A 23,697-nucleotide genomic window follows, 5' to 3' on the forward strand; every position below is an offset into this window, starting at 1 on the left:
TTAATTGATGTTTGATTGTGGGCTGTAGTTATCCCCGAAGATATTCTTCCGGGCTAATGCTGCGCTGGGAGTGCGGTAATGCCATGGCTGAACTCACGAGGAAAGCAGTTTTCAAACGGTGTGATGCAACATAGTCGATAGCCGGCCTGGCAGTCAAGCGTCCCGGCGCCAACTGGTAATAACGCACTTGCAGCCATCAGCGTGGCCCTGTATCGTTGCGGGAACCCTAATTCTTGCTTGTTGACTTTACATGTCCGATTCCGCTCCCAACAAATTGATCCTGGTCGACGGCTCGTCGTTTCTGTTTCGCGCCTTTCACGCCGTACCACCGTTGACCAATGCTCAGGGTGAGCCGACCAACGCTGTTTACGGCGTCTCCAACATGTTGCGCAAGCTGATCAATGACTACAACACGCCCTATATTACCGTGGTGTTCGACGCGCCAGGCAAGACTTTCAGACATGATTTGTACGATCAATACAAAGCGCATCGGCCACCAATGCCGGACGACTTGCGGGTGCAAATTGCGCCCTTGCACGATTTGATCCGATCCTTGGGTTTACCGCTGATTATCGAACACGGCGTGGAAGCCGACGACGTGCTCGGCAGTCTGGCGCAAAACGCGGCGCGCCAAGGCTTTGAAGTGATCATTTCCACCGGCGACAAGGACATGGCGCAGCTGGTCAACGAGCAAATCACGCTGGAAAACACCATGACCAACACCCGCATGGATATTCAGGGTGTGCAGGACAAATTCGGCGTCAAGCCGGAGCAAATCATTGATTATCTGGCGCTGATGGGCGATGCGGTGGATAACATCCCCGGCGTGCCGAAAGTCGGTCCGAAAACCGCCGCCAAATGGTTGCAGGAATACGGCACGCTGGACAATCTGATCGCCCGCGCCGACGAGATCAAGGGCAAGATCGGCGATAACTTACGCGAGGCCTTGGGCCAATTACCGCTGTCGCGTGAGTTGACGACGATTAAATGCGACGTGGCTTTGCATTACAGTCTGGACGATTTGAAACGCAAGGAGCCGGACATGGCTGCCCTGAAAAATCAATTGGGGCATTTGGGGTTTAGCAGTTGGCTAAAGACTTTGAATGGCGACGGTTCAACCCCCTCTCCAGCGGGAGAGGGAGGGGTGAGGGGGCAAGCAAAAAACGACTCTTCGGAATCCTCAGTCCAGCTCTCTCACGCTGGAGAGAAGGAGCCGACGGCTGCGTTAGCTAGGGATTACCAAACCATCCTGACCCAAGCCGATTTCAATACTTGGCTGAACAAGCTGCAAAATGCCGATCTATTTGCCTTCGACACCGAAACCACCAGTTTAAATTACAGCGACGCGCAAATCGTCGGCGTGTCGTTTGCAGTGGAAGCCGGTCAAGCGGCGTATCTGCCGGTGGCGCACGATTATCCCGGCGTACCGGCCCAACTTGACCGGCAAAGTGTATTGGATGCCTTAAAGCCCTTGCTGGAAGACCCAAAAAAAGCCAAGCTGGGCCAAAACCTGAAATACGACAGCCATGTGTTGGTCAATCACGGCATCGCGTTGCGCGGCATCCAACACGACACCATGCTGGAATCGTATGTGCTGAACAGCACCGCGACCAAACACAATATGGATGATCTGGCCAAGCATTACCTGGGGGTGGATACCATTCATTTCGAAGACGTGGCCGGCAAGGGCGCCAAGCAGATCGGCTTCGCCGAAGTGGCTATCGAGCAAGCCAGCGAATATGCCGCCGAGGATGCCGACATCACCTTGCGCCTGCATCAAACCCTGTCCGCGCAATTGCAACAACACCCTCGTTTGTGGGAGTTGTATAACGAAATCGAAGTGCCGCTGATCGGCGTGTTGGCGCGCATCGAGGAAAACGGCGTGTTGATCGACAGTGCAATGCTGGCCCAGCAAAGTCTGGAGTTGGCGAACCGGATGATAGGCATCGAACAGCAAGCTCACGACCTGGCCGGCTCGGCGTTCAACCTGGGTTCGCCCAAGCAGATTCAAGAAATATTGTACGACCGCTTGAACTTGCCGGTGTTAAAGAAAACCCCGAAAGGTCAGCCTTCCACCGACGAATCGGTATTGCAGGAACTGGCGGTGGATTATGCTTTGCCCCGGTTGATTTTGGATTTTCGCAGCATGAGCAAGCTGAAATCCACGTATACCGACAAATTGCCGCAGCAGATCAATGATCGCACCGGCCGGGTGCATACCTCCTATCATCAAGCGGTGGCCGCGACCGGCCGTTTGTCCTCGTCCGACCCCAATCTGCAAAACATCCCGATTCGTAGCGAGGAAGGTCGCAAAATTCGGCAGGCTTTTATCGCCCCGCCCGGCTATAAAATTGTCGCCGCCGACTATTCGCAGATCGAACTGCGCATCATGGCCCATCTATCCGGCGATGCCGGCCTGCTGGCGGCGTTTTCGCAAGGTGTGGACGTGCATCGCGCGACGGCGGCGGAAGTATTCGAAGTGGAACTGGATCAGGTGACTCACGATTTGCGCCGTTCGGCCAAGGCCATCAATTTTGGTTTGATTTACGGCATGTCGGCGTTTGGACTGGCTCAGCAATTGGGCTTGCCCCGCAACCAGGCCCAGGCGTATATCGATCTGTACTTCAGCCGTTATCCCGGCGTGAAGCAATATATGGACAACACCCGGGAACTGGCCAAGCAGCAAGGCTACGTGGAAACTATCTTCGGCCGGCGTTTGTATTTGCCGGAGATCAACTCGCGCAACGCCGCGATGCGCCAGTACGCCGAGCGCACCGCGATCAACGCGCCAATGCAAGGTACAGCCGCCGACATCATCAAGCGGGCGATGCTGGCTTGCGACGCCTGGATAGGTGCAGACAATCCGGACGTAAAAATGATCATGCAGGTACACGACGAATTGGTGTTCGAAGTAGCCGAAGTGCGCTTGACCGAACATATGGAAACCATCCGCGGCATCATGTCCGGCGCCGCCGAGCTGCATGTACCCTTGCTGGTGGAAGTGGGTAGCGGCGAGAATTGGGACGAAGCGCATTGAGCATTGCTGAGGCTGTCGGGCCATGAAATTCAAGTTCTGGGGAGTGCGCGGCTCGATTGCCACGCCGGGGCCAAGCACGGTTAAATACGGCGGTAACACCACCTGTATCGAAGTCACCAGCAGTGCCGGCGATTTAATCATTCTGGATGCAGGCACCGGCATCCACGCACTGGCGCAAAGCTTGCCCCAACAAGCGTTGACAGCGCATATCCTGATTACCCATACCCATTGGGATCACATCCAGGGTTTGCCGTTTTTCCTGCCGATGTTCAAAGCCGGCAATATCATCAACATCTACGGCGGCCTGGAACCTTTGACGCATCAAGGCATCGAGCGGGCGATGCATGTGCAGTTGCAGCACAGTTACTTCCCGATCAGCGAAGCGCAGTTAAAGGCCGAGGTGCGTTATTTCACACTGAAAGCCGGCGCGCCGATTACCGTGGGTAGCGTACGGGTGACGCCAACGGTACTGAATCATCCGGTTTACAACTTTGGTTATCGTCTGGATGACGCTGACGGCAGCTCCTTGTTTTTCACCGGCGATTACGAGCCGCAGCTTAATCCTTATCAGCCCGATCATCCCGGCTACCCGGCCATGCAGGAATTAATAGAACAAAAGCACGAAGAGGTGATTGCGGCGATGGCAGGTGTCGATGCGTTGATTATGGACAGCTCCTACACCGACGCCGAATACGCCAACCGGCATGGCTGGGGCCACGGTACTTATCGTTCGGCGATGAATTTCGCGGCCCAGGCGGGCGCTAAACGCTTATTTTTGACGCACCACGAGCCGACGCGGAGTGATGCAGATTTGGAGGCGATTTTTGCATCGCTTTTGCAGACTGGTGAGGTTTCGGTTTGTTTGGCTCGGGAGGGGGAGGAGTTTGAGTTGTTGGATGACTCTGGTCAGTCCGAATAAGTTAAGCCTGATTTTGCTGGAGTTTGGTTTTTTTGTGTCGCTGGCGCGACGGGTTATTTGTAAGTCGGGTCTCGGCCCGACAGCCGAGATACTTTCGCTACGAAAACCATCCCTGGTTTTTGCCCTTCGGGCCAGCCTGACGGCTGTTCAAATTCGCTCCCGGCGAATTTGTGCTTCGCCAAAAGAAAGTATCCAAAGAAAAGGCCACCCGGATGCCGCTTATTCCCTGTGCTCCTCGCTTTTGAACGGGGTCGCCGAAAGAGGCTTCCTGCCCCTTCGGCAACGCGATGCATCCATGCATCGCCCCTACGGGCTGCTCCGTTCAAAAGCTGCGGTGCTCGGCGCGGTATACGGGAGAAAACCGTACCTCGCTTTGGATGTTATTTAGTATTTCCTCGTTCCCACGCGCCGCGTGGGAACGCAGACTATCCGCGCCAGCGGTAACATACGACAAAGCAAGCAAACGAGGTCAAACCCATGGGCCGCAGTCGTTACCGCATTCTCCAATCCCAGCAGCCGCATTTCATAACCTGTACCGTACTTAACTGGATACCGTTATTCACGCGCCCGGCTACCGTGCAAATCGTGCTGGACGCCTTGATTTACCGTCAACAGCAGCACAATTGGCGAATTTACGGCTACGTCATTTTGGAAAATCACTTGCATTTGCTGGTACAAGTTGACGATTTATCCCATCAATTGGCCCACTTCAAATTATACACCGCGCGCCAGCTGATCGATTATTTGCAAGCCATTAACGCCGAGCGCTTATTGAAGCAATTGAACTGGTTTCGCAAGGCTCATAAAACCGACCGGGATTATCAGTTGTGGGAAGAAGGTAGTCATCCGCAGTTGATCGACAACCCCGACGTCTTGCGGCAGAAATTAGACTATATCCACCTGAATCCGGTCAAACGCGGCTATGTCGATTTACCGGAGCATTGGCGGTATTCGAGTGCCCGGAATTATGCGGGGCAGGATGGATTGTTGCCGGTTTATCGGGATTGGTTTTAGCTGACCGCAGCGCGGCTGGTTTGCATTCCCACGCGGCGCGTGGGAACGAGATAATACCGTTGATCGGCTCAACGGATGGACAGGAGTCAACGCCTCCGCCGTTGGCAATGCGGCAAATGATAAAACCTGGAGATTATCCGCATGAAAAATAATAATGCGTTAATGCAAGACCTGGCCCCTATTGCGCGTGATAACGGTAATTGATGGAGTTTTATATGATTTTGAATAGTTTGAAAATACAGCGCAATGCCTGTTGGTTATTGCGCCTTGCAGCCTTCTGTTTCACCTTATTGTCATGCCAAAACAGCTTGGCAGAAACTAATCCCGAGCCTGTTTTCGAGTTGACGCATACCTGGGGCGGCGTTCCTACTTCCGTTATCAAAATATATCCCGATGGCAAAGTCCATTTTCACCGCAACAAAACTGATTTTGGTAGTGAATCCGAAGACCGCTATGCACAGATGACAGCAGAGCAGTTGAATGAACTGGTGGATGTATTTTTATCGCTTCCATTTGATGCCTCAAAAAAGCTTGAGCGGGCAAAGGAAAGTGTAAGTGTACCTTGGCGTGTTTTTATCGCCTATAAAGATAAATTCATTAATATTACTATTCAAGACTCTATTTTTTTTCAATTTTTTGAAAAAAAAATGAGTAAATATAGCAATCTAAAACAATTGCTTTGCGGTGAAAACAATCAAGATGAATGTGGCACCAATGTATCCAATATACCCGATGATTTACAGGGCCTTAGAAAATACATGGAACCATGAAGCTTACTTTAAATTTTAACTTACATACAAACAGCGGAAAACTATGACAACGGTAACCGATGACCAAAAAGGCCAACTCATTAAATCCAGCTGGTTTTACCCGATGGAGACTAAAGGATTGACACTTATCTATAGCATCGTAGCCCCGATTAGCGAAGCGTAATCGGGGGGATGTGAGTCTTGCGTACGATTACGCTCCGCTAATCGTACCTTGTATTATCCACCCGTGTTTTTCAGGAGATAATGAAATCTCGAAAAACATGCCTGAGGGGCACCTCAGGTTTGGGTCACTGGATGCCGTATCGGACCTTGGACTATTGAAGCCCGAGACGTAGACCCCTGCAGCAGTGACCCACCCTCGATCAACGATCGGACAGTCTCTTCGGCCCGGATTCCGGCAGCCTGCATTCACAAGGTAGATCATTTGAGGTTTTCAATGTCCCATTTTTATCTCGGTATCGATGTTTCAAAAGCCAAGCTGGATTGCTCATTACGCTTGTCCAACGGTAAGTTTCGCGCCAAAGTGGTTCCCAATTCGCTTGAAGGCTTTACAGCTTTGTTGACGTGGCTAAACGCCCAAAAAGCTGAATCCGTGCAGGTCTGCATGGAAGCGACCGGCATTTATTGGGAAGACGTTGCTCAGCATCTGGCAACCAACGGCTTAACTGTCAGCGTCGTCAATCCGGCACAAATCAAAGCTTATGGCGCTTCACGGCTCACCCGCAGCAAGACCGATACGGTCGATGCTAAACTCATTGCCGATTTCTGCGCCGAACGCAAACCATCCGCTTGGCAACCCCGTTGCGAGGCGGAAGTCACGTTACGCGCACTAGTGCTGCGCCTGGACGCCCTGCAAACCATGCGCACCCAAGAAAGCAACCGTTTGCAGGTGGCTCGCGAAGCGGTGCGCGAGGACATTCAGCAGCATCTGAATTGGCTGGATACCGCTATCCAACAATTGATCGACGCCATCAATGATCACATTGATCGCCATCCCGATCTCAAGCAACAGCGCGAATTACTCGACAGCATCCCCGGCATTGGCGAGCGCACCAGCGCTATTATCCTAGCGTTCTACGCCGATACCTCGCGCTTCGCCAATAGCCGACAAGCCGCAGCCTTTGCCGGACTCGATCCTAGGCAATACGAATCGGGTAGTAGTATTAAGGGCAAACCCAGACTCTCCAAAATAGGCCACTCGTTCTTGCGAAAAGCCATGTATATGCCAGCCATGGTCACATTGTATAAAACCGCCTGGGGGAAACAATTCAGGAACCGATTAGCCTGCGCCGGTAAGCCCAATAAACTCATTATCGGCGCCATGATGCGAAAATTGATTCATGTGGCGTTCGGCGTCTTAAAATCCGCCAAACCCTTCGATTCGGCTATTCATTTGGCTTGACTTGGATAACAGTATCTACGGGGTATCGTGAAATCGGGATGGTTTTGTTCCCGTATGCCGCGCCGAGCACCGGAGCTTTTGAGCGGAATAGCCCGCAGGGGCGATGCAGGGATGCATCGCGTTGCCGAAGGGGCAGGAAGCCCCTTTCGGCAACCCCGTTCAAAAGCGAGGAGCGGAGGATCAAAGCGGCATCCGGGTGTCTTTTCTTTTGGATACTTTTCTTTGGACAAGCAAAGAAAAGTATCTCGGTTGTCGGTCCAAGAACCGACATTAAATCAAGCCGTCGCGCCAGCGACACAAAAATCCTACCCAGCATCAGACCGATTAACAGCCACCCTCTGATACCCCCTCTTAATCGCCAACGCCAACTCATGCACCGCCATCGCATAGTGCGTGCTCTGGTTGTAGCGGGTAATCGCATAAAAGTTAGGATGTCCCAGCAAGTATTCGTCTTTGCTTTGATGCCTGAGCAACAACAGCCGCAACGGATAATCGCAAGCACATGTGTCAGCCGGTTCCACACCTGCTTTAACCAAGGTATCCAAAGAATAAGCATGGTCCGCGCCGGGTTCCAGGCTGTCGATGCCATGGAAGCTGCCGCGTGTGGCCGAGACGATGGGTTGACCGGCTTGCCAGCCGTGCTGAGCAAAATAATTGGCCACGCTGCCGATCACGTCCTCCGGATTCCACAGGTCGCGGCGGCCGTCGCCGTTAAAGTCCACCGCCCATTGCAAAAAACTGCCGGGCATGAATTGGCCCAGGCCCATCGCGCCGGCGAATGAGCCGACCGGTTTGCCGGGGTCCAGGCCTTCGCTGCGGCTCATCACCAGAAAATTTTCCAGTTCGCTGCGGAAATATTCGCCGCGCCGCTGATAATCAAAACCCAATGTCGTCAGGGCGTCGATGATTCTATGGTTGCCGACGAAGCTGCCGAAGGTGGTTTCCACCGCCATGATGCCGAGGATGTACTCGGCAGGTACGCCGTATTGCTGGCTGGCGCGTTGCAGGGCTGTATGATGCTGTTGCCAGAAGCTGATGCCGGAGTTGATATGGCGGTCGTCCAGAAATTGCGCGCGGTAGCGGGTCCAGCCACCTTTGCTGGGTTTACCTTTCATGCCCTGATCGGATTTGGCCAGATAATCCAACGTCCATTGCTTGCGTTTGGCTTGCGAGAACAGGCCTTGCAGATACTCGCGGTTAAAGCCGTGCTTTTGCACCATCTGTTCGATGAACTGGTTCAAAGCCGGATAGCCGGCGTAATCACCGGTGACTGCGGTGGCATGATAAGCGCCGACGCTGGCGAACGGCCGCAAATCCGGGGTGGCTTGGCGCGACTGGTTGGGCGCGGTTTGTTGGGTGGGTGTGCGGACGCGGTTATTGGCTTTATCACCGGCCGGCGGCTGCGAGGCGCAACCCGCCAATACTGCAATTAACAGTGCCGAACCGGCGGTTTGTAGAGAGACTTTACTAGTACTAAATGTATACAAGCGAGTTATATCCAGGGCTATTTAAAAAGACTGCCTCCCTCGTCGTCGTTTTCGGCCAGGGTCATGCCGGCGGTTTCGAAGTTGACGTTCTCGGCCCCCAGTTTAATCATCAGGCGCACCTCGTTGCGGGAGTCGGCAGCGTGCAAGGCGTCATCGTAACCAATTTTACCCGCCGTATACAGATCGTAAAGCGCTTGGTCGAAAGTCTGCATGCCATGCTCGCGGGAGCTTTTCATCAGTTCTTTTAATTTGTGTACTTCGCCCTTGCGGATCATGTCTGATGCCAGCGGGGTATTCAGCAAAATCTCAATAGCCGGGTAGCGGCCCTTGCCGTCGGCGCGCTGAATCAATTGTTGGGCGACGATACCGCGCAAGTTCAAAGACAAATCCATGAACAGCTGGCTGTGCATTTCTTCCGGGAAAAAATGCAGGATCCGGTCGATGGCCTGGTTGGCGTTATTGGCGTGCAAGGTGCAAACGCACAAATGGCCGGTTTCCGCGAAGGTGATCGCATGTTGCATGGTTTCCCGGCTCCTAACCTCGCCAATTAGAATCACATCCGGCGCTTGCCGCAGCGTGTTTTTTAAAGCCACTTCGAACGATTCGGTATCCAGGCCCACTTCGCGCTGGGTAATGATGCAGCCCTTGTGCGGATGGATAAACTCGATAGGGTCTTCGATGGAAATAATATGGCCGCTACTGTTTTCGTTGCGGTGCCGAATCAAAGCCGCCAGCGAGGTGGATTTACCGGTACCGGTGGCACCGACAAACATCACCAGACCGCGCTTGTACATGATCAGTTCTTTCAACACCGGCGGCAGGTGCAATTCCTCGGCGCTGGGGATGGTGGTTTCGATGCGGCGTAACACCATGCCGGCCGAGTCGCGCTGGGTGAAGGCGCTGACCCGGAACCGGCCCAAACTGTGGGCGCTTAAGGCAAACTGGCATTCGTGAGTGTTTTCAAACTCGTCGCGTTGGCGCTGCGACATAATGCTGAGCACCAGCATCATGGTCTGTTCGCTAGTTAAAACGGTTTTGGACACTTCGACGACCTTGCCGTTGACTTTCATCGACGGCGGCCGACCGGCGGTGATAAACAAGTCGGACGCTTTCTTTTCCACCATCAGGGCCAATAGGGCTTTAAAGTCCATGACGCCTCCTTAAAATTAACGGAACATGTCTTTGTTGACAGCTTTAACCATCGCGCCTTTCGCGGTAATCAGGCCTTTATCAACCAACTCCTTCAGGTTTTGATCCAGCGTCTGCATGCCGTCTTTGCGGCCGGTTTGGATCGCCGAATACATCTGCGCCACCTTGGCTTCGCGGATCAGGTTGCGGATGGCCGGGGTACCGACCATGATTTCGTGGGCGGCAATCCGGCCACCGCCGACTTTTTTCAATAGCGTTTGCGAGATGACCGCCTGCAAGGATTCCGACAACATGGCCCGGATCATGTCTTTTTCGGCGGCCGGGAATACGTCGATAATCCGGTCGATGGTTTTGGCAGCAGACGTGGTATGCAGGGTGCCGAACACCAAGTGTCCGGTTTCCGCAGCGGTCAAGGCCAGGCGGATGGTTTCCAAATCCCGCATCTCGCCCACCAGAATGATGTCCGGGTCTTCCCGCAGTGCCGAGCGCAAGGCTTCGTTGAAACCTAAGGTATCGCGATGTACTTCGCGCTGGTTGATCAGGCATTTTTGGCTTTCGTGAACAAACTCGATAGGGTCTTCGACGGTCAGGATATGCGCGTAATCGTTGGTATTAATGTGGTTCACCATCGCCGCCAGCGTGGTGGATTTGCCGGAACCGGTCGGGCCGGTGACCAGAATCAGGCCGCGCGGTTTGGTACATAGCTCCGCAAAAAACTTCGGTGCATCCAGGTCTTCCAGGGTTAACACCTTGGACGGAATGGTCCGGAATACCGCGCCGGCGCCTCTATCCTGATTGAAGGCATTCACCCGGAAGCGGGCCACGCCGGGCAGCGCGAACGAGAAGTCGGTTTCCAGAAACTCTTCGTAATCGCGGCGCTGCTTGTCGTTCATGATGTCGTAAATCAGCGCATGCACTTCTTTGTGATTTAAGGATGGGATATTGATGCGGCGGATGTCGCCGTCCACCCGAATCATCGGCGGCAGGCCGGCGGAAAGATGCAAGTCGGAGGCTTTGTTTTTGACGGAAAAGGTCAAGAGTTCGGCGATATCCATGATTTATGTCCCAACAATAAAAGGAATGATCGTCGGCAAGGATAGTACACAATTCAAAACCGGCCGGCTTATTCCTTCATAGCATCAACCCTTATGCTAGTGGATAGTGGGTCGGCCTAGCGGTGCTGGCTTTTTTCGGCGCAATGAATACATTGATTGGCATACGGCACCGCAGCCAAGCGTTCCTTTTTTATGGGTTCGCCGCAGCTCAGGCAAATGCCGTAGGTGCCGGCATCAATACGGGAAATGGCTTGTTTAATTTTTTCGACTTCGTCGCGCGTGGCGTTGCCCAAGGCGTCCAATACCTCGTCATTTTCGGTTTCGACGGCCTGTTCGGAAAAGTCCTGGGCCAGCGGTTTCTCGGTGTGTCTGACGTCTTCGGTGATTTTCCCCAGCCTGTCGTCCAAGTCTTCCAGCATATTCAATAGTTGGTCGCGTACATCGGTATAGTCTTTCATGGTGCTCTCCGCAGCAGGGCTGCATGGTTTAATAACCGGCTTCTGTCGGCCGGATGTCAATCCCTGGTTTATACAATGAAGCCGATAGCAGGTGCAACCAAGCTGATCTATACTCGAGTCATCGACATTTCTAGCTTTTTGCACAATGGACCTTGCTCTCGACCGCTTACTCGCCGCCGCCAATCAAGTCATTCTCGGTAAACAATCACAAATTCGCCTAGCCGTTTGCTGCTTATTAGCGCGCGGGCATTTACTGATCGAGGACATTCCCGGCGTTGGCAAAACCACCCTCTCCCACACTCTGGCGCGTTTGTTCGGTTTGGAATATCAACGGATTCAATTCACCAGCGATATTTTACCGGCCGACATCGTCGGATCCTCGGTATTCGATGCCCATCAACAGCTCTTCAGCTTTCATCCGGGGCCGATTTTTAAACAAATGATCCTAGCCGACGAAATCAACCGGGCCACGCCCAAGGCGCAAAGTGCCTTGTTGGAAGCGATGGAAGAACGGCAAGTAACCGTCGAAGGCCGGACTTACCCCTTGCCGCAACCGTTTTTCGTCATCGCTACGCAAAATCCGGCACATCAAATCGGCACCTTCCCTTTACCAGAATCGCAAGTAGACCGTTTTTTGATGCGCATCGAGTTAGGTTATCCCAGCCGGCAAGCCGAACGGGAATTACTAAGCGGTCAACCCCGGCATGTCTTAATCGACGAGTTGCCGGTGGCTTTACTGCCCGCGCAATTGGCCGAGTTGCAACAGGCGGCGGATCAGGTGCATGTGTCGCCGGCCTTGCTGGATTATCTGCAAGCTATTTTGGCCTTTAGCCGCCAATCCAACGACTTTGCCAGCGGCCTGTCGCCGCGTGCGGGCTTGGGTTTGTTGGCCGCCGCCAAGGCATGGGCGCTTATCGATAAGCGCAAGGCCGTGTTGCCTGAAGATCTGCAAGCGGTTTTGCCGGCAGTGGCCGGGCATCGTTTAAACGTGGGCGCCAATGATTCGGCCGCCATCGTCGCGCCCATTCTCAAGCACGTACCGGTACTTTGAACGAAGCGGCCTTATCCATAAAACAGCGCTTTAAACTGTCGCGCTTTTTTACCGGCGAGGCGCCGACCGTAGAACCGATTGTGTTGACGCAGCGACGGGTATTTATCTTACCGACGCGACGCGGCTTGGCTTTTGTACTGTTGATTCTGTTGCTGGTGCTGATCGGCTTTGTCTACAACAATAATCTGGCTTATTTACTGGGATTTTTACTGGCCAGCATCTTTTTCGTGACCATCCTGCACAGCTTCAAAGCCTTAGCCGGACTAACGATTCAGCCGTCCCGGCAGCAAGCAGTGTTTGCCGGCCAGGCCGGGCCGTTTAATTTCCAGATCAGCAATCCGGGTTCGCAGCCGCGCTTTGCGTTGGATTTGGCTTTGCAATCCGAGTTATCCATAAGCTTGGCCGCCGAGCAAACCCAAACGGTGACGCTATATCAACCCACCCGGCAACGTGGCTGGCAGTTGCCGGGTACACTGACCCTTTCCAGCACCTACCCCTTGGGTTTATTTCGGGCTTGGGCGCCACTACGTTTCGATAGCCCGCTGCTGGTGTATCCCAAGCCGGCCAGTAAATTACTGCCGTTTCCGGACAGCGACGGCGGTCAAGATAAACCCGGCCAAAACCGCCGTAGCGGCGATGAATTTGATGGGGTAAGAGTGTATCAGCGTGGCGACGCGATTCGGCAAATCCATTGGAAAGCCTTTGCTAAAGGCCAGGGCGTACACAGTAAATATTACAGCGGCGCCAGTGCCAGTGAATTGTGGTTGGATTATCAACAGGCGCCAGGGCATCACACCGAAGAACGCCTCAGCCAGTTATGCCGTTGGCTAGTGGACGCCGAACAAGCCGGCTTACGCTACGGATTGGTACTGCCCGGCTTGCGTCTGCCGCCGGACAACGGTGCCGTGCATTACCGTCACTGCCTGCAAGCCTTGGCGCTGTTTTGAGCATGCCGTTTTTACCCTCCACACGATTGATGTCGTTTATGCTGGGTTCGATAGGGCTGATTACCTTGCCGCATGCCTGGCATATTCCGCCAGTATTGTTCAGCTTTTTTACCCTACTGCTGCTCTGGCGCTTGCTGAGTATTTGGCAACCCCGCTACTTGCCAAACCGGTTTGGCGTGTTTTTATTGATGCTGCTGGGAATAGGCTTGTTATACAGTCAGCAGCACTCGGTATTCGGCCGCGATGCCGGCACCAGTCTGTTTGTGGTGGCCTTGGGTTTGAAGTTGCTGGAAATTCACGGCCGGCGCGATGTGTATGTGATCGTTTATCTGGCATTCATCGTCGCCGTGACGCAGTTTTTGTACGAAGAAAGCATCTTGATGGCGCTTTATATCCTGCTGGTGTGCGGAGTCTTGCTGGCTACCCTGATTACGCAAAACAGCCACACGCGGCAAACTCTGGCAGCCTTAAAAACCTCGGCGGCGATCATTCTACAAAGCCTGCCGTTGGCTCTGGTGTTGTTTGTATTGTTCCCGCGACTGGAAGCGCCGCACTGGAGTTGGTTGGACGATGATACGCATGCTAAAAGCGGTTTAAGCAATACATTGGAGCCTGGCTCCATCGCTGAACTAAGCCTGTCGCCGGAACTGGTGTTCAGGGTTAAATTTGACGGAGAAATGCCGCCGCCGGCGCAGCGCTATTGGCGCGGACCTATTTACGCCAGTACCGATGGCGTAAGTTGGCGAGCGCCGCCGGTGTTAGGGCGGGAGTACAATCCGGATCAACCTGTTTTTACGGGCGCGACTTACGATTACACGCTGATGATGGAGCCACAGAAACAAAATTGGGTATTCGCGCTGGAAATGCCCAGCCAGTTTGACGGCTTGCGGCGCAACGGCTTGTATCAGCTAATTACCAGCAAAAATCCCGGCGACCGCGCCGAGTATCGGCTGAGCTCGTCGCCTGCCTATAACACCGGCGGCATCAGTAAATCCGAGCGCTGGGAAAATTTGCAACTACCCGGCAAAGCGTCGGAAAAAATCGTCGAATTGGTGAAGCAGTTACAAGGGCGGCAGGCAGGCCCCGAGTTGTTTATCGCCAATTTGTTGCAGCATTTTCGCCAGGAAAACTTTCATTACACCTTAAGCCCGGAGGCGATGCCGGATAAACCCATAGAGACGTTTTTGTTCGAGCGCCGCGCCGGGTTTTGCAGCCATTACGCCACAGCCTTCGTGTATTTGCTGCGGGTGGCGGAGATTCCGGCGCGGGTGGTGGGTGGCTATCAAGGTGGGCAGATTAACCAAGTCGGCGGCTTTCTGGAGGTCAGGCAAGCGGACGCGCATGCCTGGGCGGAAGCCTGGCTGGAAGGACGCGGCTGGGTTAGATTCGATCCGACTGCCGCTATCGCCCCAGAACGCATCGAGCGCGGGGTGAATGTAGATTTACAAATTGCCAGCGGCGCGGTGAATTTCAGCCCGGTGCAACTCGACGCCAAGACTTTGTCCTGGCTGCAACGCGGCCGGCAATTGTGGCAAAGCGTCGATTACAACTGGCAACGCTGGGTTATCAACTACGACACGGTTAATCAGAAAGCGTTTTTACAGAGCCTGGGAATCGATAATTTCGTCAAGCTTGGCTATTGGCTGGTGATTAGCGTTGCCGGTATCGGTGGTGTCGTGGCCTGGCGCTTGTTGCGGCCTAACCGGCGTCGCCAAGATCCGGCGCTGCGCTTGTACCGGCAATTTTGTGCCAAGCTGGCTAAAGCCGGCTTAAGCGTTGACATTGGCGATGGCCCCCAAACCGTCGCCGAGCGCGCCAAAAAACTGCGCCCGGATTTGGCCGAAACGATTGAGCGGATCACCGCGCTTTATATTCGCTTACGCTACCAAGCCGACAGCGAAGCCGGCGATTTGCAGGTTCTAAAAGGACTAGTCGCGCGCTTTAGGATTTAAATATACCTTTCCCACCGCAAATTTCGGCATATTTGCTTGATAGCCATCAGGGAGCGGGCTGGCGTGAGGGAAGCAAAAAGCGAAATTTGCAGCGCGAATTTATGCGACGGATTAATGTAAATCCGGCACTTCTTCAGCCCCTTTTTGCGCCGGTTGTTTGGCGGCGGCAGCGGCTTGTTCCTGCTGTTTTTGTTTATTGCCTTCGCCGAACATCACCGCGCCGGCCATGAATATGGCGCCGGCAATCGCGATGATAGGCAGGCGGCCAGGCTTATCCATCCACAACAATATCCACTTCGGTTTAATCAGACCGACGACCAATATAATCGCCGCCAAAATCATCACGTTAAAACTGTAGTAGATCAAAGTATTCATGAATCGGAACCCTGTTTCCAGCAAGTTAAAGAGACATACATTATTATTAGCCGCGTGACCGTTGGCAATACACAATTCATTTTCATAATTTAGGAGGCGCTATGGGCGGCTTTGGTTTATTCGCAATAATGTTGTTGGTATTTGCGGTTTTGATGGTGTTCATGAGCGTCAAATCTGTTCCGCAAGGCATGGAATACACCGTCGAACGCTTCGGTAAATATACCGCGACTTTGACGCCTGGCTTGAATATCATCATGCCGATCATCGACCGCATCGGCCGCAAGCTGAATATGATGGAGCAGGTGCTGGACGTGCCGTCGCAAGAGGTCATTACCAAAGACAACGCTATGGTGCGGGTGGATGGGGTGATTTTTTACCAGATCATGGATGCCGCCAAAGCGGCGTATGAAGTCAATTTCCTCGACGTGGCAATCATCAACTTGGTGATGACCAATATCCGAACAGTGATGGGTTCCATGGACCTGGACGAACTGCTGTCGCGCCGTGATGAAATCAACGCCCGCCTGCTCAATGTAGTCGACGAGGCCACCTCGCCGTGGGGGATTAAAGTCACCCGTATCGAAATCAAAGACATCGCCCCGCCCAAGGACTTGGTCGATTCCATGGCCCGGCAAATGAAAGCTGAGCGGGAAAAACGCGCACAGATTCTGGAAGCCGAAGGCTTGCGGCAAGCGGAAATTCTGAAAGCCGAAGGTTTGAAACAAGGTGCGATTTTGGATGCGGAAGGCCGCAAAGAAGCCGCGTTCCGCGACGCCGAAGCCCGCGAACGTCTGGCAGAAGCGGAAGCCCGCGCCACGATGATGGTGTCGGAAGCCATTTCCAAAGGCGATGTACAAGCCATCAATTACTTCGTCGCGCAAAAATATATCGAGTCTTTAAAAGACGTCGCCTCCGCCAACAACAGCAAACTGATCTTCATGCCGCTGGAAGCCTCCAGCGTCATCGGCGCGCTGGGCGGCATCGGCGAACTGGCTAAAGAAGCCTTAAACAAAAAGGCCTGATTATGGGGGATCAAGACATCGTATTTTGGTACTGGTGGGTGCTAGCGGTCGGCTTTTTGGCCTTGGAAATCGTCGTCACCGGCTTCTTTTTTCTGTGGTTGGCGGTGTCGGCGTTCATCGTCGGCGCGGTAGTGCTGTTAGTGCCGGCCACGCCGTTCAACGTGCAGTTATTGATGTTTTCCTTGCTGGCGGTATTGTCGGTATTGGGCTGGCGCAAATACGCCCGTACCCGTGCCGTCGATGCCACCGATCATCCTTTATTGAATCAACGCGGTGCACAGTATATTGGCCGCACCTTTTTTCTGATCGCGCCTATCGAGAATGGCCAGGGCAAGATTAAGGCCGACGATACGGTTTGGAAGGTGCATGGGGCAGACAGTCCAATGGGGGCTAAGGTGAAGGTCGTGGCGGTGAAGGGGACGGTGTTTGAGGTGGAGGTTTGTGAGTGAGTTTCTTGCTCTGACCAATTACCGCTTATTCCGCAATCAACTTTAGGAGGAAGAAATAGTGTCAACTGATGTCACTGGCCAAGTCACTATCGATCAACATCCCGAATTATCCTACGAGAGCCCAAGTGTTCACTTGTCTCCGACAAGTTTTGCGATCTCTAGGCCCGCAGGAGATACCAGCTCATACGGTGGCATATTTGATTTCTCGATATTCAATGTTAATGTTCTGGAGCGATGGCTCTACGAAGTCCGGAGACAACCAATATTTCGTCTGAGTTGCAAAGGTGATCGCTTGGGGTCAATGGATTGTCTTCGAGGCTATGCCGCAGCAGCCGATACCGACTCAGGACATTCGACCTTTCTTATTTGCTCTATGGATATGGTTTTGAATCTATCAAGGACATCGGTGCATTTTCAGATCGATGGTGAGTTTGGTCACTCGTTGCCTTACTCCAAGCCGTTGTATAAAGAGCTATCAACCTTTTCCATCGCCTTTACTATCGAAGATGAAGAAATGCTTGACGTATGCCGAGACCGTGGGCAAAGGTTGCTCGACTATCGAAATCGGTTCGTTTTTGGTGGTAAAAATGCGGAGCCATCCGGCTAGTTTCGTAGTTCGTAGGGTGGGCACGGTTTTTGTGCCCACGCGGATTTTAAGCATTTCGAAATAATGTGTCGCTGACGCGACGGCTGTATTTAATGTCGGTTCGCGGACCGACGACCGCGATACTTTCGCTACGAAAACCGTCCATGGTTTTCGCCCTCCGGGCCAGCCTACCGGCTGTTCAAATTCGCTCCAGGCGAATTTGTGCTCCGCCAAAAGAAAGTATCCAAAGAAAAGGCGGCCCGGATGCCGCTTGCACCCTGCGTTCCTCGCTTTCGCCGGGGGTTGACGAAAGGGGCTTCCTGCCCCATCGTCAACGCGCCGCTTCCATGCGTCGCCCCTACGGGCTGATCCCGCCGAAAGCTCCGGTACTCGGCGCGGCATACGGGAGAAAACCCCGTCCAGTAATTTGAAGCTTGATACGCATTTAGGCTATGGATCCAGCCAAACCATTATTAGTTGGATTTGAGCCAAGTTGTAGTCAGTGGCTTATAGATGTTCTAAGGCTCAAATTGGCCGGAAGCTCCAGCCTTTAGAGCATTCCCACATGCGGGTAAGATGAGATCACCCATCAAGCAAACTTTCTCGATCTCCAATACTCGATTTTTGCGGCTGCCGAATCCCTCACATCCCGTCTGATTCCTCTCTGGGTAGCGAAAGTGTGCAATTACCCCTATTTCCCGGCTTTGCCTGTATAATCCACAACAGAGTTGGCCGAACAGTCGCCGTTTTATGCAAATAAAAGGGAGGAAAGTCCGGGCTCCATAGGGCAGGGTGCCAGGTAATGCCTGGGAGGCGTGAGCCTACGGAAAGTGCCGCAGAAAATATACCGCCTGGTTTTTCGGAACCCGGTAAGGGTGAAATGGTGCGGTAAGAGCGCACCGCGCAACTGGTAACAGGTGTGGCAGGGTAAACCCCACCCGGAGCAAGATCAAATAGAGGAGCATTGGCGTGGCCCGCGCTGCTCCTGGGTAGATTGCTTGAGCGTCAGAGTGATCTGACGCCTAGATGAATGGCTGTTCAAGACAGAACCCGGCTTACAGGCCAACTCTTTCTCTTCTTTTTCTTTTGCAATCCGCAAAATACTCCATGACAGCAAAAACCGACGAATTTTTCCGCAAGGCAGATCAGTTGATTGCCGCCGGCCGCTTCATTGACAGCAAGGGCTGGGTGCCCGCCACCAGCGGTAATTTCTCCGCCAAACTCAGCGACGGCAATATTGCGATTACCGTATCCGGCCGGCACAAAGGCCGTTTGCAAGCCGACGATATTATGCTGATCGACAGCAAAGGCAACTCGCTGGACGGTAAGAAACCGTCGGCGGAAACGCTATTGCACACCTCGCTGTACCAACGTTTTCCGGAGGTTCAGGCGGTACTGCACCCGCATTCGATCAACGCCACGTTAACGGCGCGCTTGTTCAAGCATGAGATCGTGCTGAAAGATTACGAACTGCTCAAAGCGTTTGCCGGCATCAATACCCATGAGACCCGCATTTCCATCCCGATTTTTGCTAACGATCAGGACATTCCCCGGTTGGCCGACAAGGTGGACAATTACCTGGACCATCACACGCACGACGTTTACGGCTATATTATTGCCGGCCACGGTTTTTATACTTGGGGCGCATCGGTAGATGATGCCTTGCGCCACCTGGAAGCATTGGAATTTTTATTCGACGTTGAAATTCGCCTACATGGAGTAACACGATTATGAGCGCATTAACCCTTTACCCTGCCGATAAACCGCAACAAGGCCATACCTTTCTCGACTTTGCAGCCATCGCCGAGCAGCTGCAAGGCATAGGCGTACAGTTCGAACGCTGGCAGGCCGATTGCGAGTTTTCGGCGGCAGACGATGCCGATGCGGTACTAAAGGCTTATCAAAGCTCGATAGACAAACTCAAACAGCAATACGGTTTTCAGTCGGTGGACGTCATCAGCCTGAACGCCGACCATCCCAATAAGGATGCCTTGCGGCAGAAGTTTTTATCCGAGCATACCCACAGCGATTTTGAAGTGCGTTTCTTCGTGGAAGGCAAAGGGCTGTTTTATCTGCACGTCGGCGACCAAGTGTACGCGGTGCTTTGTGAGCAGGGCGATTTGATCAGCGTACCCGCCAATACTACACATTGGTTCGATATGGGGGAAAATCCGGCGTTTAAATGCATACGCTTGTTCACCACCGAAGACGGTTGGGTAGCGGAGTTTACCGGCAATCCGATTGCAGAAAGTTTTCCGACGCTGGACCAATACGTCGCCGGCTTATGATCAAGGCTATTGTTACCGACATTGAGGGAACCACGTCGTCATTGTCGTTCGTCAAAGATGTGTTGTTTCCTTATGCCCGCGCCCGCTTGCCGGATTTTGTGAGACGCCATCGAGAGCAAGCCGAGATCAAGCTATTATTGGCCGATGCCAACCAGTTAGCCGGCGGTGAGTTGGATGACGACGCACTGATTGCACAGCTCATCCACTGGATAGATACCGATCAAAAGATTACGCCGTTAAAATCTTTACAGGGCTTGATCTGGCTGGAAGGCTATCGCAACGGCGATTTCACCGGCCATGTCTATGAAGACGCTGTGCGCAACTTGAGAAACTGGTTTGGCCTGGGCTACAAGCTTTATGTCTATTCCTCCGGCTCGGTGCAGGCGCAAAAGCTGTTGTTCGGGTACAGTGACTTCGGCGATCTTACCCCTTTATTTTCCGGTTATTTCGATACACACATCGGCGGCAAGAAAGAGGCAATATCGTATGAGCGAATTGCCGCCGAGCTTGGCTTGCCGGCAGAACAAATCCTGTTTTTGTCGGATATTAAGGACGAATTGGACGCCGCCCGCCAGGCCGGCTTCGCCACTTGCTGGCTGGTGCGCGACCAGCTTCCCGACTCCGGCACTGATCATGTGCAAGTTAGCAATTTTGATGGCATTCATCTGTAAACTCCGCACTATTTGCCTATGAAAATAGCAATTCTGTCGCGCGACGCGACGCTGTATTCCAGCGTCCGGCTGCTGGAGGCCGCCGCCGCTCGCGGCCACGAGGCCAGGGTGCTGGACCCGACCCACTGCTACATGAATATCACCTCCATGAAGCCGTCCATTCATTACATGGGTGAAAATCTGGTGGGTTACGACGCGGTCATTCCCCGCATCGGTGCGTCTATCACCTTTTACGGCACGGCGGTGCTTAGGCAATTCGAGGTGATGAACACCTTTGTTCTCAACAATTCCGCATCGATCAGCCGCTCCCGCGACAAACTGGCGTCCAGCCAGTTGCTGGCCCGCAAGGGTATCGATTTGCCCATTACCGCGTTTGCCCATAATCCGGACAATATCGAAGATCTAATCGCCGAAGTCGGCGGCGCGCCGCTGGTGATCAAACTGGTGGAAGGTTCGCAAGGCATAGGCGTCGTGCTGGCGGAAACTCATAACGCCGCGCATAGTGTGATTCAAGCCTTCATGGGCCTAAACGCCAACATCATGGTGCAGGAGTTCATTCAAGAAGCCGCGGGTAGTGATATTCGCTGCTTTGTTATCGGCGACAAGGTAGTGGCGGCAATGAAACGCCAGGGCCGTGAAGGTGAATTTCGTTCCAATCTTCATCGTGGCGGCACGGCCACGCTGGTTAGGCTGACCCCGCAGGAGCGCTCGGCGGCAGTGCGCGCCGCGAAAATCATGGGTCTAAATGTCTGCGGCGTGGATTTGCTGCGTTCCAAACGCGGACCGCTGGTGATGGAAGTCAATTCCTCCCCTGGTTTGGAAGGCATAGAAAAAACCAGCGACAAGGATATTGCCGGCTTGATGATCGAATATATTGAAAAGAATGCCGGGAAAAATAAATCCGGGTAATCGGTAACCCGGATTTAGTCAACAGAATCGTTAAAGCTTTGGAGGGGATCGCGGGTTGGGCGAGAAACCCAGCCGAAATGGATTATTTTTCCAATGTCACGAATGCCAACTTGGAAATCCCGGCATGCTGTACTGTCGCCATCACTTCCGCCACCTTGCCGTAATTCACGCCTTGATCGGCATAAATGTGAATGATTAGCTCGGGGTTGCCGGCCAATTCGTTCCTCAGCGTGGTATCCAACGCCGCTAAATCGGCCACGGCGTTTTTATTCAGGGTTACGGCACCTTGCGCGTCGATACCCAGTTGCATAGGCTGCTTTTCCAAATCCGGGGTCGTGGAGGCCGTTTTCGGCAAAGCCACGTTGACCGATTGGGTCAACAACGGTGCGGTGACCAACAAGATAATCACCAACACCAACATCACATCTACCAGCGGCGTAACATTAATCTCGCTAACCGGCCCATCGTCGTCTGAGTTTGTTTTGAATCCCATGTAATTAATCCTTGTTTTTACTGGTATTGATGTTTGAGTCGCCGAAGGCGATGTGGAGAAAACCCTCGACGAAATTTTCCAGCGAAGCCCGGTGGTGCTTGGCGCGACGCTGGAAGAAATTATAGGCCAACACTGCTGGTACGGCTACGGCGATACCGATAGCAGTAGCAATTAATGCATCGCCGATAGGCCCGGCCACTACGTCCAAACTGGCCGAACCGCTGGCGCTGATGTCGTGCATGGCGTGCATGATGCCAAGCACGGTACCGAACAGGCCGACGAACGGCGCGGTGCTACCAATGCTGGCCAGCATGGTCAAGCCGCTTTCCATTCGGCGCTGTTCGTCCTGAGTCTGTTTACGCAGGGTTTGTTCCAGCAAGTCTTGTGGAGAGCCACGAAATTTCAGGCTGGTGCAGGTTTCCGGATGCGTCATTTCCGCCAACCAGGCAAAGCCGCAGGCTGCAACCCGAGCTTTGGGGCCGCGCGCGGTTTCGGCGGGCAGTTGCTCGGCGGCATTTAAATCGGTAGTGTCCCAAAAAGCGCTGTCGTATCGTTTGTTGTAATAATTATTCTTGGCAAACTGCCAGATTTTGAAAAAAATCAACGTCCACGTTATCAACGAAAACACCAGCAATGTGTAAAGGGTAGCGTCGATAACCGCTTCCGGGGCTATATGGTAGGGCATTAATCTCTCCGATTTTTATTCACGCAAAGTAAAAATTATTGGCACAATCACCGAACTGGCCACCGGCGTTTCGCCGCGTTTGGCCGGAATGAATTTCCATTTTTTCACGGCTTCCACCGCCGATTCGTCTAGCATCTCGTGGCCGCTGCTGTGCTCGACCGCCACCGAATCGCTTAAACCCTCCGGCGAAACTTGCACCCGCAACATCACCTTGCCCTGCCATCCGCGGCTTTTCGCAATCATCGGATATTCCGGCTTGGGGTTGTGGGCGTAGTTTGCCCGAAAATTGGCTTCGGTAAACTGCTCGGCGTTGGTCGCGGTCGTATTGGTCGTCGTAGTCGTTACCGGCGCACTGCTCGCTGTATTGCTTACCGGTGTCGGCGGCGGCTCGGAAACCGGCTCAACCGGCGCATATTCGGGCGCCTTTTGCACGATGGGCGGCGCTTTTTTGGGAACCGGCTTGGGCTGCGGCTTTTTCGGCGGCGGCTCTTTTTTGGGCGGCGGCGGTGCCGGAGGCGGCGGCGCGGCGGCGGGCTTGGGCGCGGACATCGCAATCATCGACACCTCCATCATCAAAGGTTGCGCCGGCGTGACTTCTTCCTCGGGTTTCAATAATTGCTGCAAACCCCAAACATGCAGCAACGCGACTAATAGCGTTAACAGCCTCAGCATGCTGGCGGGCCGTTCTTCTCCCAATAGCGTCCGCCAAAATGAGCCGGAACCGCTTGCCACTGCCGGCAGATAACCGCCGAACGACGCTAACTCTTTATTTTGCAAAGCATCCTCGTGGTTTTTAAATAAATACATATAAACTGTTGAATACAAAATTAAGCGCGATTCGAATTTAGCCGGGCATTGTAAATTAATACGTCTTAGCGCGACAGCCATCCTTACAGGAAACAACACTATCTAACCATTCCTTACTAAGACGTTTCAGCCGTCAAAATCCCCACTGGCTGATGACGGTTTCGGGCTAAA

24 protein-coding genes and 1 other RNA gene are annotated in these 23,697 nt (G+C 53.4%); 17 read left to right on the forward strand and 8 right to left on the reverse strand.

Features of this window, described 5'->3' with window-relative positions:
• The first annotated feature begins 250 nt into the window (after positions 1–250).
• From polA to DDY07_RS18300, 6 genes are all read left to right on the forward strand, one after another.
• Complete coding sequence (gene polA, locus DDY07_RS18275) at positions 251–3,037, forward strand: DNA polymerase I (protein ID WP_171696913.1); 2,787 nt, start codon at positions 251–253, stop codon at positions 3,035–3,037.
• 22 nt (positions 3,038–3,059) lie between these two features.
• Entirely contained in the window at positions 3,060–3,956 is an 897-nt protein-coding gene (locus DDY07_RS18280; protein WP_171696914.1) for an MBL fold metallo-hydrolase, read from the forward strand.
• Positions 3,934–4,344, forward strand: coding sequence for a hypothetical protein (locus DDY07_RS18285; RefSeq protein WP_165385903.1), 411 nt, complete (start codon positions 3,934–3,936; stop codon positions 4,342–4,344). The genes DDY07_RS18280 and DDY07_RS18285 overlap by 23 nt, the downstream gene beginning before the upstream one ends.
• Positions 4,345–4,433: 89 nt before the next feature.
• Positions 4,434–4,970: a transposase gene (locus tag DDY07_RS18290; protein ID WP_033158295.1), complete on the forward strand. Its 537-nt coding sequence runs from the start codon at positions 4,434–4,436 to the stop codon at positions 4,968–4,970.
• Positions 4,971–5,185: 215 nt separating this feature from the next.
• Positions 5,186–5,740, forward strand: a complete 555-nt coding sequence (locus DDY07_RS18295; RefSeq protein ID WP_129871319.1) for a hypothetical protein — start codon at positions 5,186–5,188, stop codon at positions 5,738–5,740.
• 436 nt (positions 5,741–6,176) lie between these two features.
• The gene (locus DDY07_RS18300; RefSeq protein ID WP_171694354.1) at positions 6,177–7,142 is read left to right on the forward strand and encodes an IS110 family transposase; all 966 of its coding nucleotides are present in this window, start codon (positions 6,177–6,179) and stop codon (positions 7,140–7,142) included.
• A 305-nt stretch (positions 7,143–7,447) separates the two neighbouring features.
• Here DDY07_RS18300 and mltB read toward each other — a convergent pair whose 3' ends face one another.
• The 4 genes from mltB to DDY07_RS18320 form a co-directional block, all read right to left on the reverse strand.
• A complete protein-coding gene (gene mltB, locus DDY07_RS18305; RefSeq protein ID WP_171696915.1) occupies positions 7,448–8,629 on the reverse strand; it encodes a lytic murein transglycosylase B in 1,182 nt (393 codons plus the stop codon).
• A gap of 17 nt (positions 8,630–8,646) precedes the next feature.
• On the reverse strand, positions 8,647–9,780 hold the full coding sequence (locus tag DDY07_RS18310; protein WP_171696916.1) for a PilT/PilU family type 4a pilus ATPase: 1,134 nt from the start codon (positions 9,778–9,780) through the stop codon (positions 8,647–8,649).
• 15 nt (positions 9,781–9,795) lie between these two features.
• Positions 9,796–10,833 (reverse strand): type IV pilus twitching motility protein PilT, encoded by a 1,038-nt coding sequence (locus DDY07_RS18315; protein ID WP_101053853.1) that lies wholly within the window; start codon positions 10,831–10,833, stop codon positions 9,796–9,798.
• 116 nt (positions 10,834–10,949) lie between these two features.
• On the reverse strand, positions 10,950–11,291 hold the full coding sequence (locus tag DDY07_RS18320) for a TraR/DksA family transcriptional regulator (protein WP_171696917.1): 342 nt from the start codon (positions 11,289–11,291) through the stop codon (positions 10,950–10,952).
• 145 nt (positions 11,292–11,436) lie between these two features.
• Between DDY07_RS18320 and DDY07_RS18325 the strand changes: the two genes are divergently transcribed.
• From DDY07_RS18325 to DDY07_RS18335, 3 genes are read left to right on the forward strand one after another with little or no spacing between them, the layout of a single operon-like run.
• Positions 11,437–12,342, forward strand: coding sequence for a MoxR family ATPase (locus DDY07_RS18325; RefSeq protein ID WP_171696918.1), 906 nt, complete (start codon positions 11,437–11,439; stop codon positions 12,340–12,342).
• Positions 12,339–13,289 (forward strand): DUF58 domain-containing protein, encoded by a 951-nt coding sequence (locus DDY07_RS18330; protein ID WP_171696919.1) that lies wholly within the window; start codon positions 12,339–12,341, stop codon positions 13,287–13,289. Before DDY07_RS18325 ends, DDY07_RS18330 begins: the two co-directional genes overlap by 4 nt.
• 2 nt (positions 13,290–13,291) lie before the next feature.
• A complete protein-coding gene (locus tag DDY07_RS18335; RefSeq protein WP_171696920.1) occupies positions 13,292–15,241 on the forward strand; it encodes a DUF3488 and transglutaminase-like domain-containing protein in 1,950 nt (649 codons plus the stop codon).
• Positions 15,242–15,352: 111 nt separating this feature from the next.
• Here the strand turns inward: DDY07_RS18335 and DDY07_RS18340 are convergent, their stop codons facing one another.
• The gene (locus DDY07_RS18340) at positions 15,353–15,616 is read right to left on the reverse strand and encodes a hypothetical protein (protein ID WP_171696921.1); all 264 of its coding nucleotides are present in this window, start codon (positions 15,614–15,616) and stop codon (positions 15,353–15,355) included.
• Positions 15,617–15,717: 101 nt separating this feature from the next.
• Here DDY07_RS18340 and DDY07_RS18345 point away from each other — a divergent pair, with 101 nt between their 5' ends.
• The 8 genes from DDY07_RS18345 to rimK all read left to right on the forward strand — a co-directional run bounded on the left by DDY07_RS18345 (position 15,718) and on the right by rimK (position 21,541).
• The gene (locus DDY07_RS18345; protein WP_033158304.1) at positions 15,718–16,638 is read left to right on the forward strand and encodes an SPFH domain-containing protein; all 921 of its coding nucleotides are present in this window, start codon (positions 15,718–15,720) and stop codon (positions 16,636–16,638) included.
• Between the two features lie 2 nt (positions 16,639–16,640).
• Positions 16,641–17,087: an NfeD family protein gene (locus tag DDY07_RS18350; protein ID WP_171696922.1), complete on the forward strand. Its 447-nt coding sequence runs from the start codon at positions 16,641–16,643 to the stop codon at positions 17,085–17,087.
• 58 nt (positions 17,088–17,145) lie between these two features.
• Entirely contained in the window at positions 17,146–17,694 is a 549-nt protein-coding gene (locus tag DDY07_RS18355; protein ID WP_171696923.1) for a hypothetical protein, read from the forward strand.
• 703 nt (positions 17,695–18,397) lie between these two features.
• Positions 18,398–18,747, forward strand: an RNA gene (gene rnpB, locus DDY07_RS18360) — RNase P RNA component class A.
• A 33-nt stretch (positions 18,748–18,780) separates the two neighbouring features.
• Positions 18,781–19,407 carry a methylthioribulose 1-phosphate dehydratase gene (locus DDY07_RS18365; RefSeq protein ID WP_171696924.1) on the forward strand — a complete coding sequence of 209 codons (627 nt, stop codon included), beginning with the start codon at positions 18,781–18,783 and terminating at the stop codon, positions 19,405–19,407.
• On the forward strand, positions 19,404–19,961 hold the full coding sequence (locus tag DDY07_RS18370; RefSeq protein ID WP_171696925.1) for an acireductone dioxygenase: 558 nt from the start codon (positions 19,404–19,406) through the stop codon (positions 19,959–19,961). Before DDY07_RS18365 ends, DDY07_RS18370 begins: the two co-directional genes overlap by 4 nt.
• Positions 19,958–20,632 (forward strand): acireductone synthase, encoded by a 675-nt coding sequence (gene mtnC / locus DDY07_RS18375; protein ID WP_171696926.1) that lies wholly within the window; start codon positions 19,958–19,960, stop codon positions 20,630–20,632. The genes DDY07_RS18370 and mtnC overlap by 4 nt, the downstream gene beginning before the upstream one ends.
• 18 nt (positions 20,633–20,650) lie before the next feature.
• The gene (rimK, locus tag DDY07_RS18380; protein ID WP_171696927.1) at positions 20,651–21,541 is read left to right on the forward strand and encodes a 30S ribosomal protein S6--L-glutamate ligase; all 891 of its coding nucleotides are present in this window, start codon (positions 20,651–20,653) and stop codon (positions 21,539–21,541) included.
• 82 nt (positions 21,542–21,623) lie between these two features.
• On the opposite strand, the gene DDY07_RS18385 is transcribed toward rimK, so the two are convergent.
• From DDY07_RS18385 to DDY07_RS18395, 3 genes are read right to left on the reverse strand one after another with little or no spacing between them, the layout of a single operon-like run.
• Entirely contained in the window at positions 21,624–22,034 is a 411-nt protein-coding gene (locus DDY07_RS18385; RefSeq protein WP_033157489.1) for a biopolymer transporter ExbD, read from the reverse strand.
• Between the two features lie 4 nt (positions 22,035–22,038).
• The gene (locus DDY07_RS18390; RefSeq protein ID WP_033157490.1) at positions 22,039–22,719 is read right to left on the reverse strand and encodes a MotA/TolQ/ExbB proton channel family protein; all 681 of its coding nucleotides are present in this window, start codon (positions 22,717–22,719) and stop codon (positions 22,039–22,041) included.
• 15 nt (positions 22,720–22,734) lie between these two features.
• Positions 22,735–23,526 carry an energy transducer TonB gene (locus DDY07_RS18395; RefSeq protein WP_253734532.1) on the reverse strand — a complete coding sequence of 264 codons (792 nt, stop codon included), beginning with the start codon at positions 23,524–23,526 and terminating at the stop codon, positions 22,735–22,737.
• Between the last annotated feature and the right edge of the window lie 171 nt (positions 23,527–23,697).

It is taken from the genome of Methylomonas sp. ZR1 (assembly GCF_013141865.1).
Lineage (GTDB): Bacteria > Pseudomonadota > Gammaproteobacteria > Methylococcales > Methylomonadaceae > Methylomonas.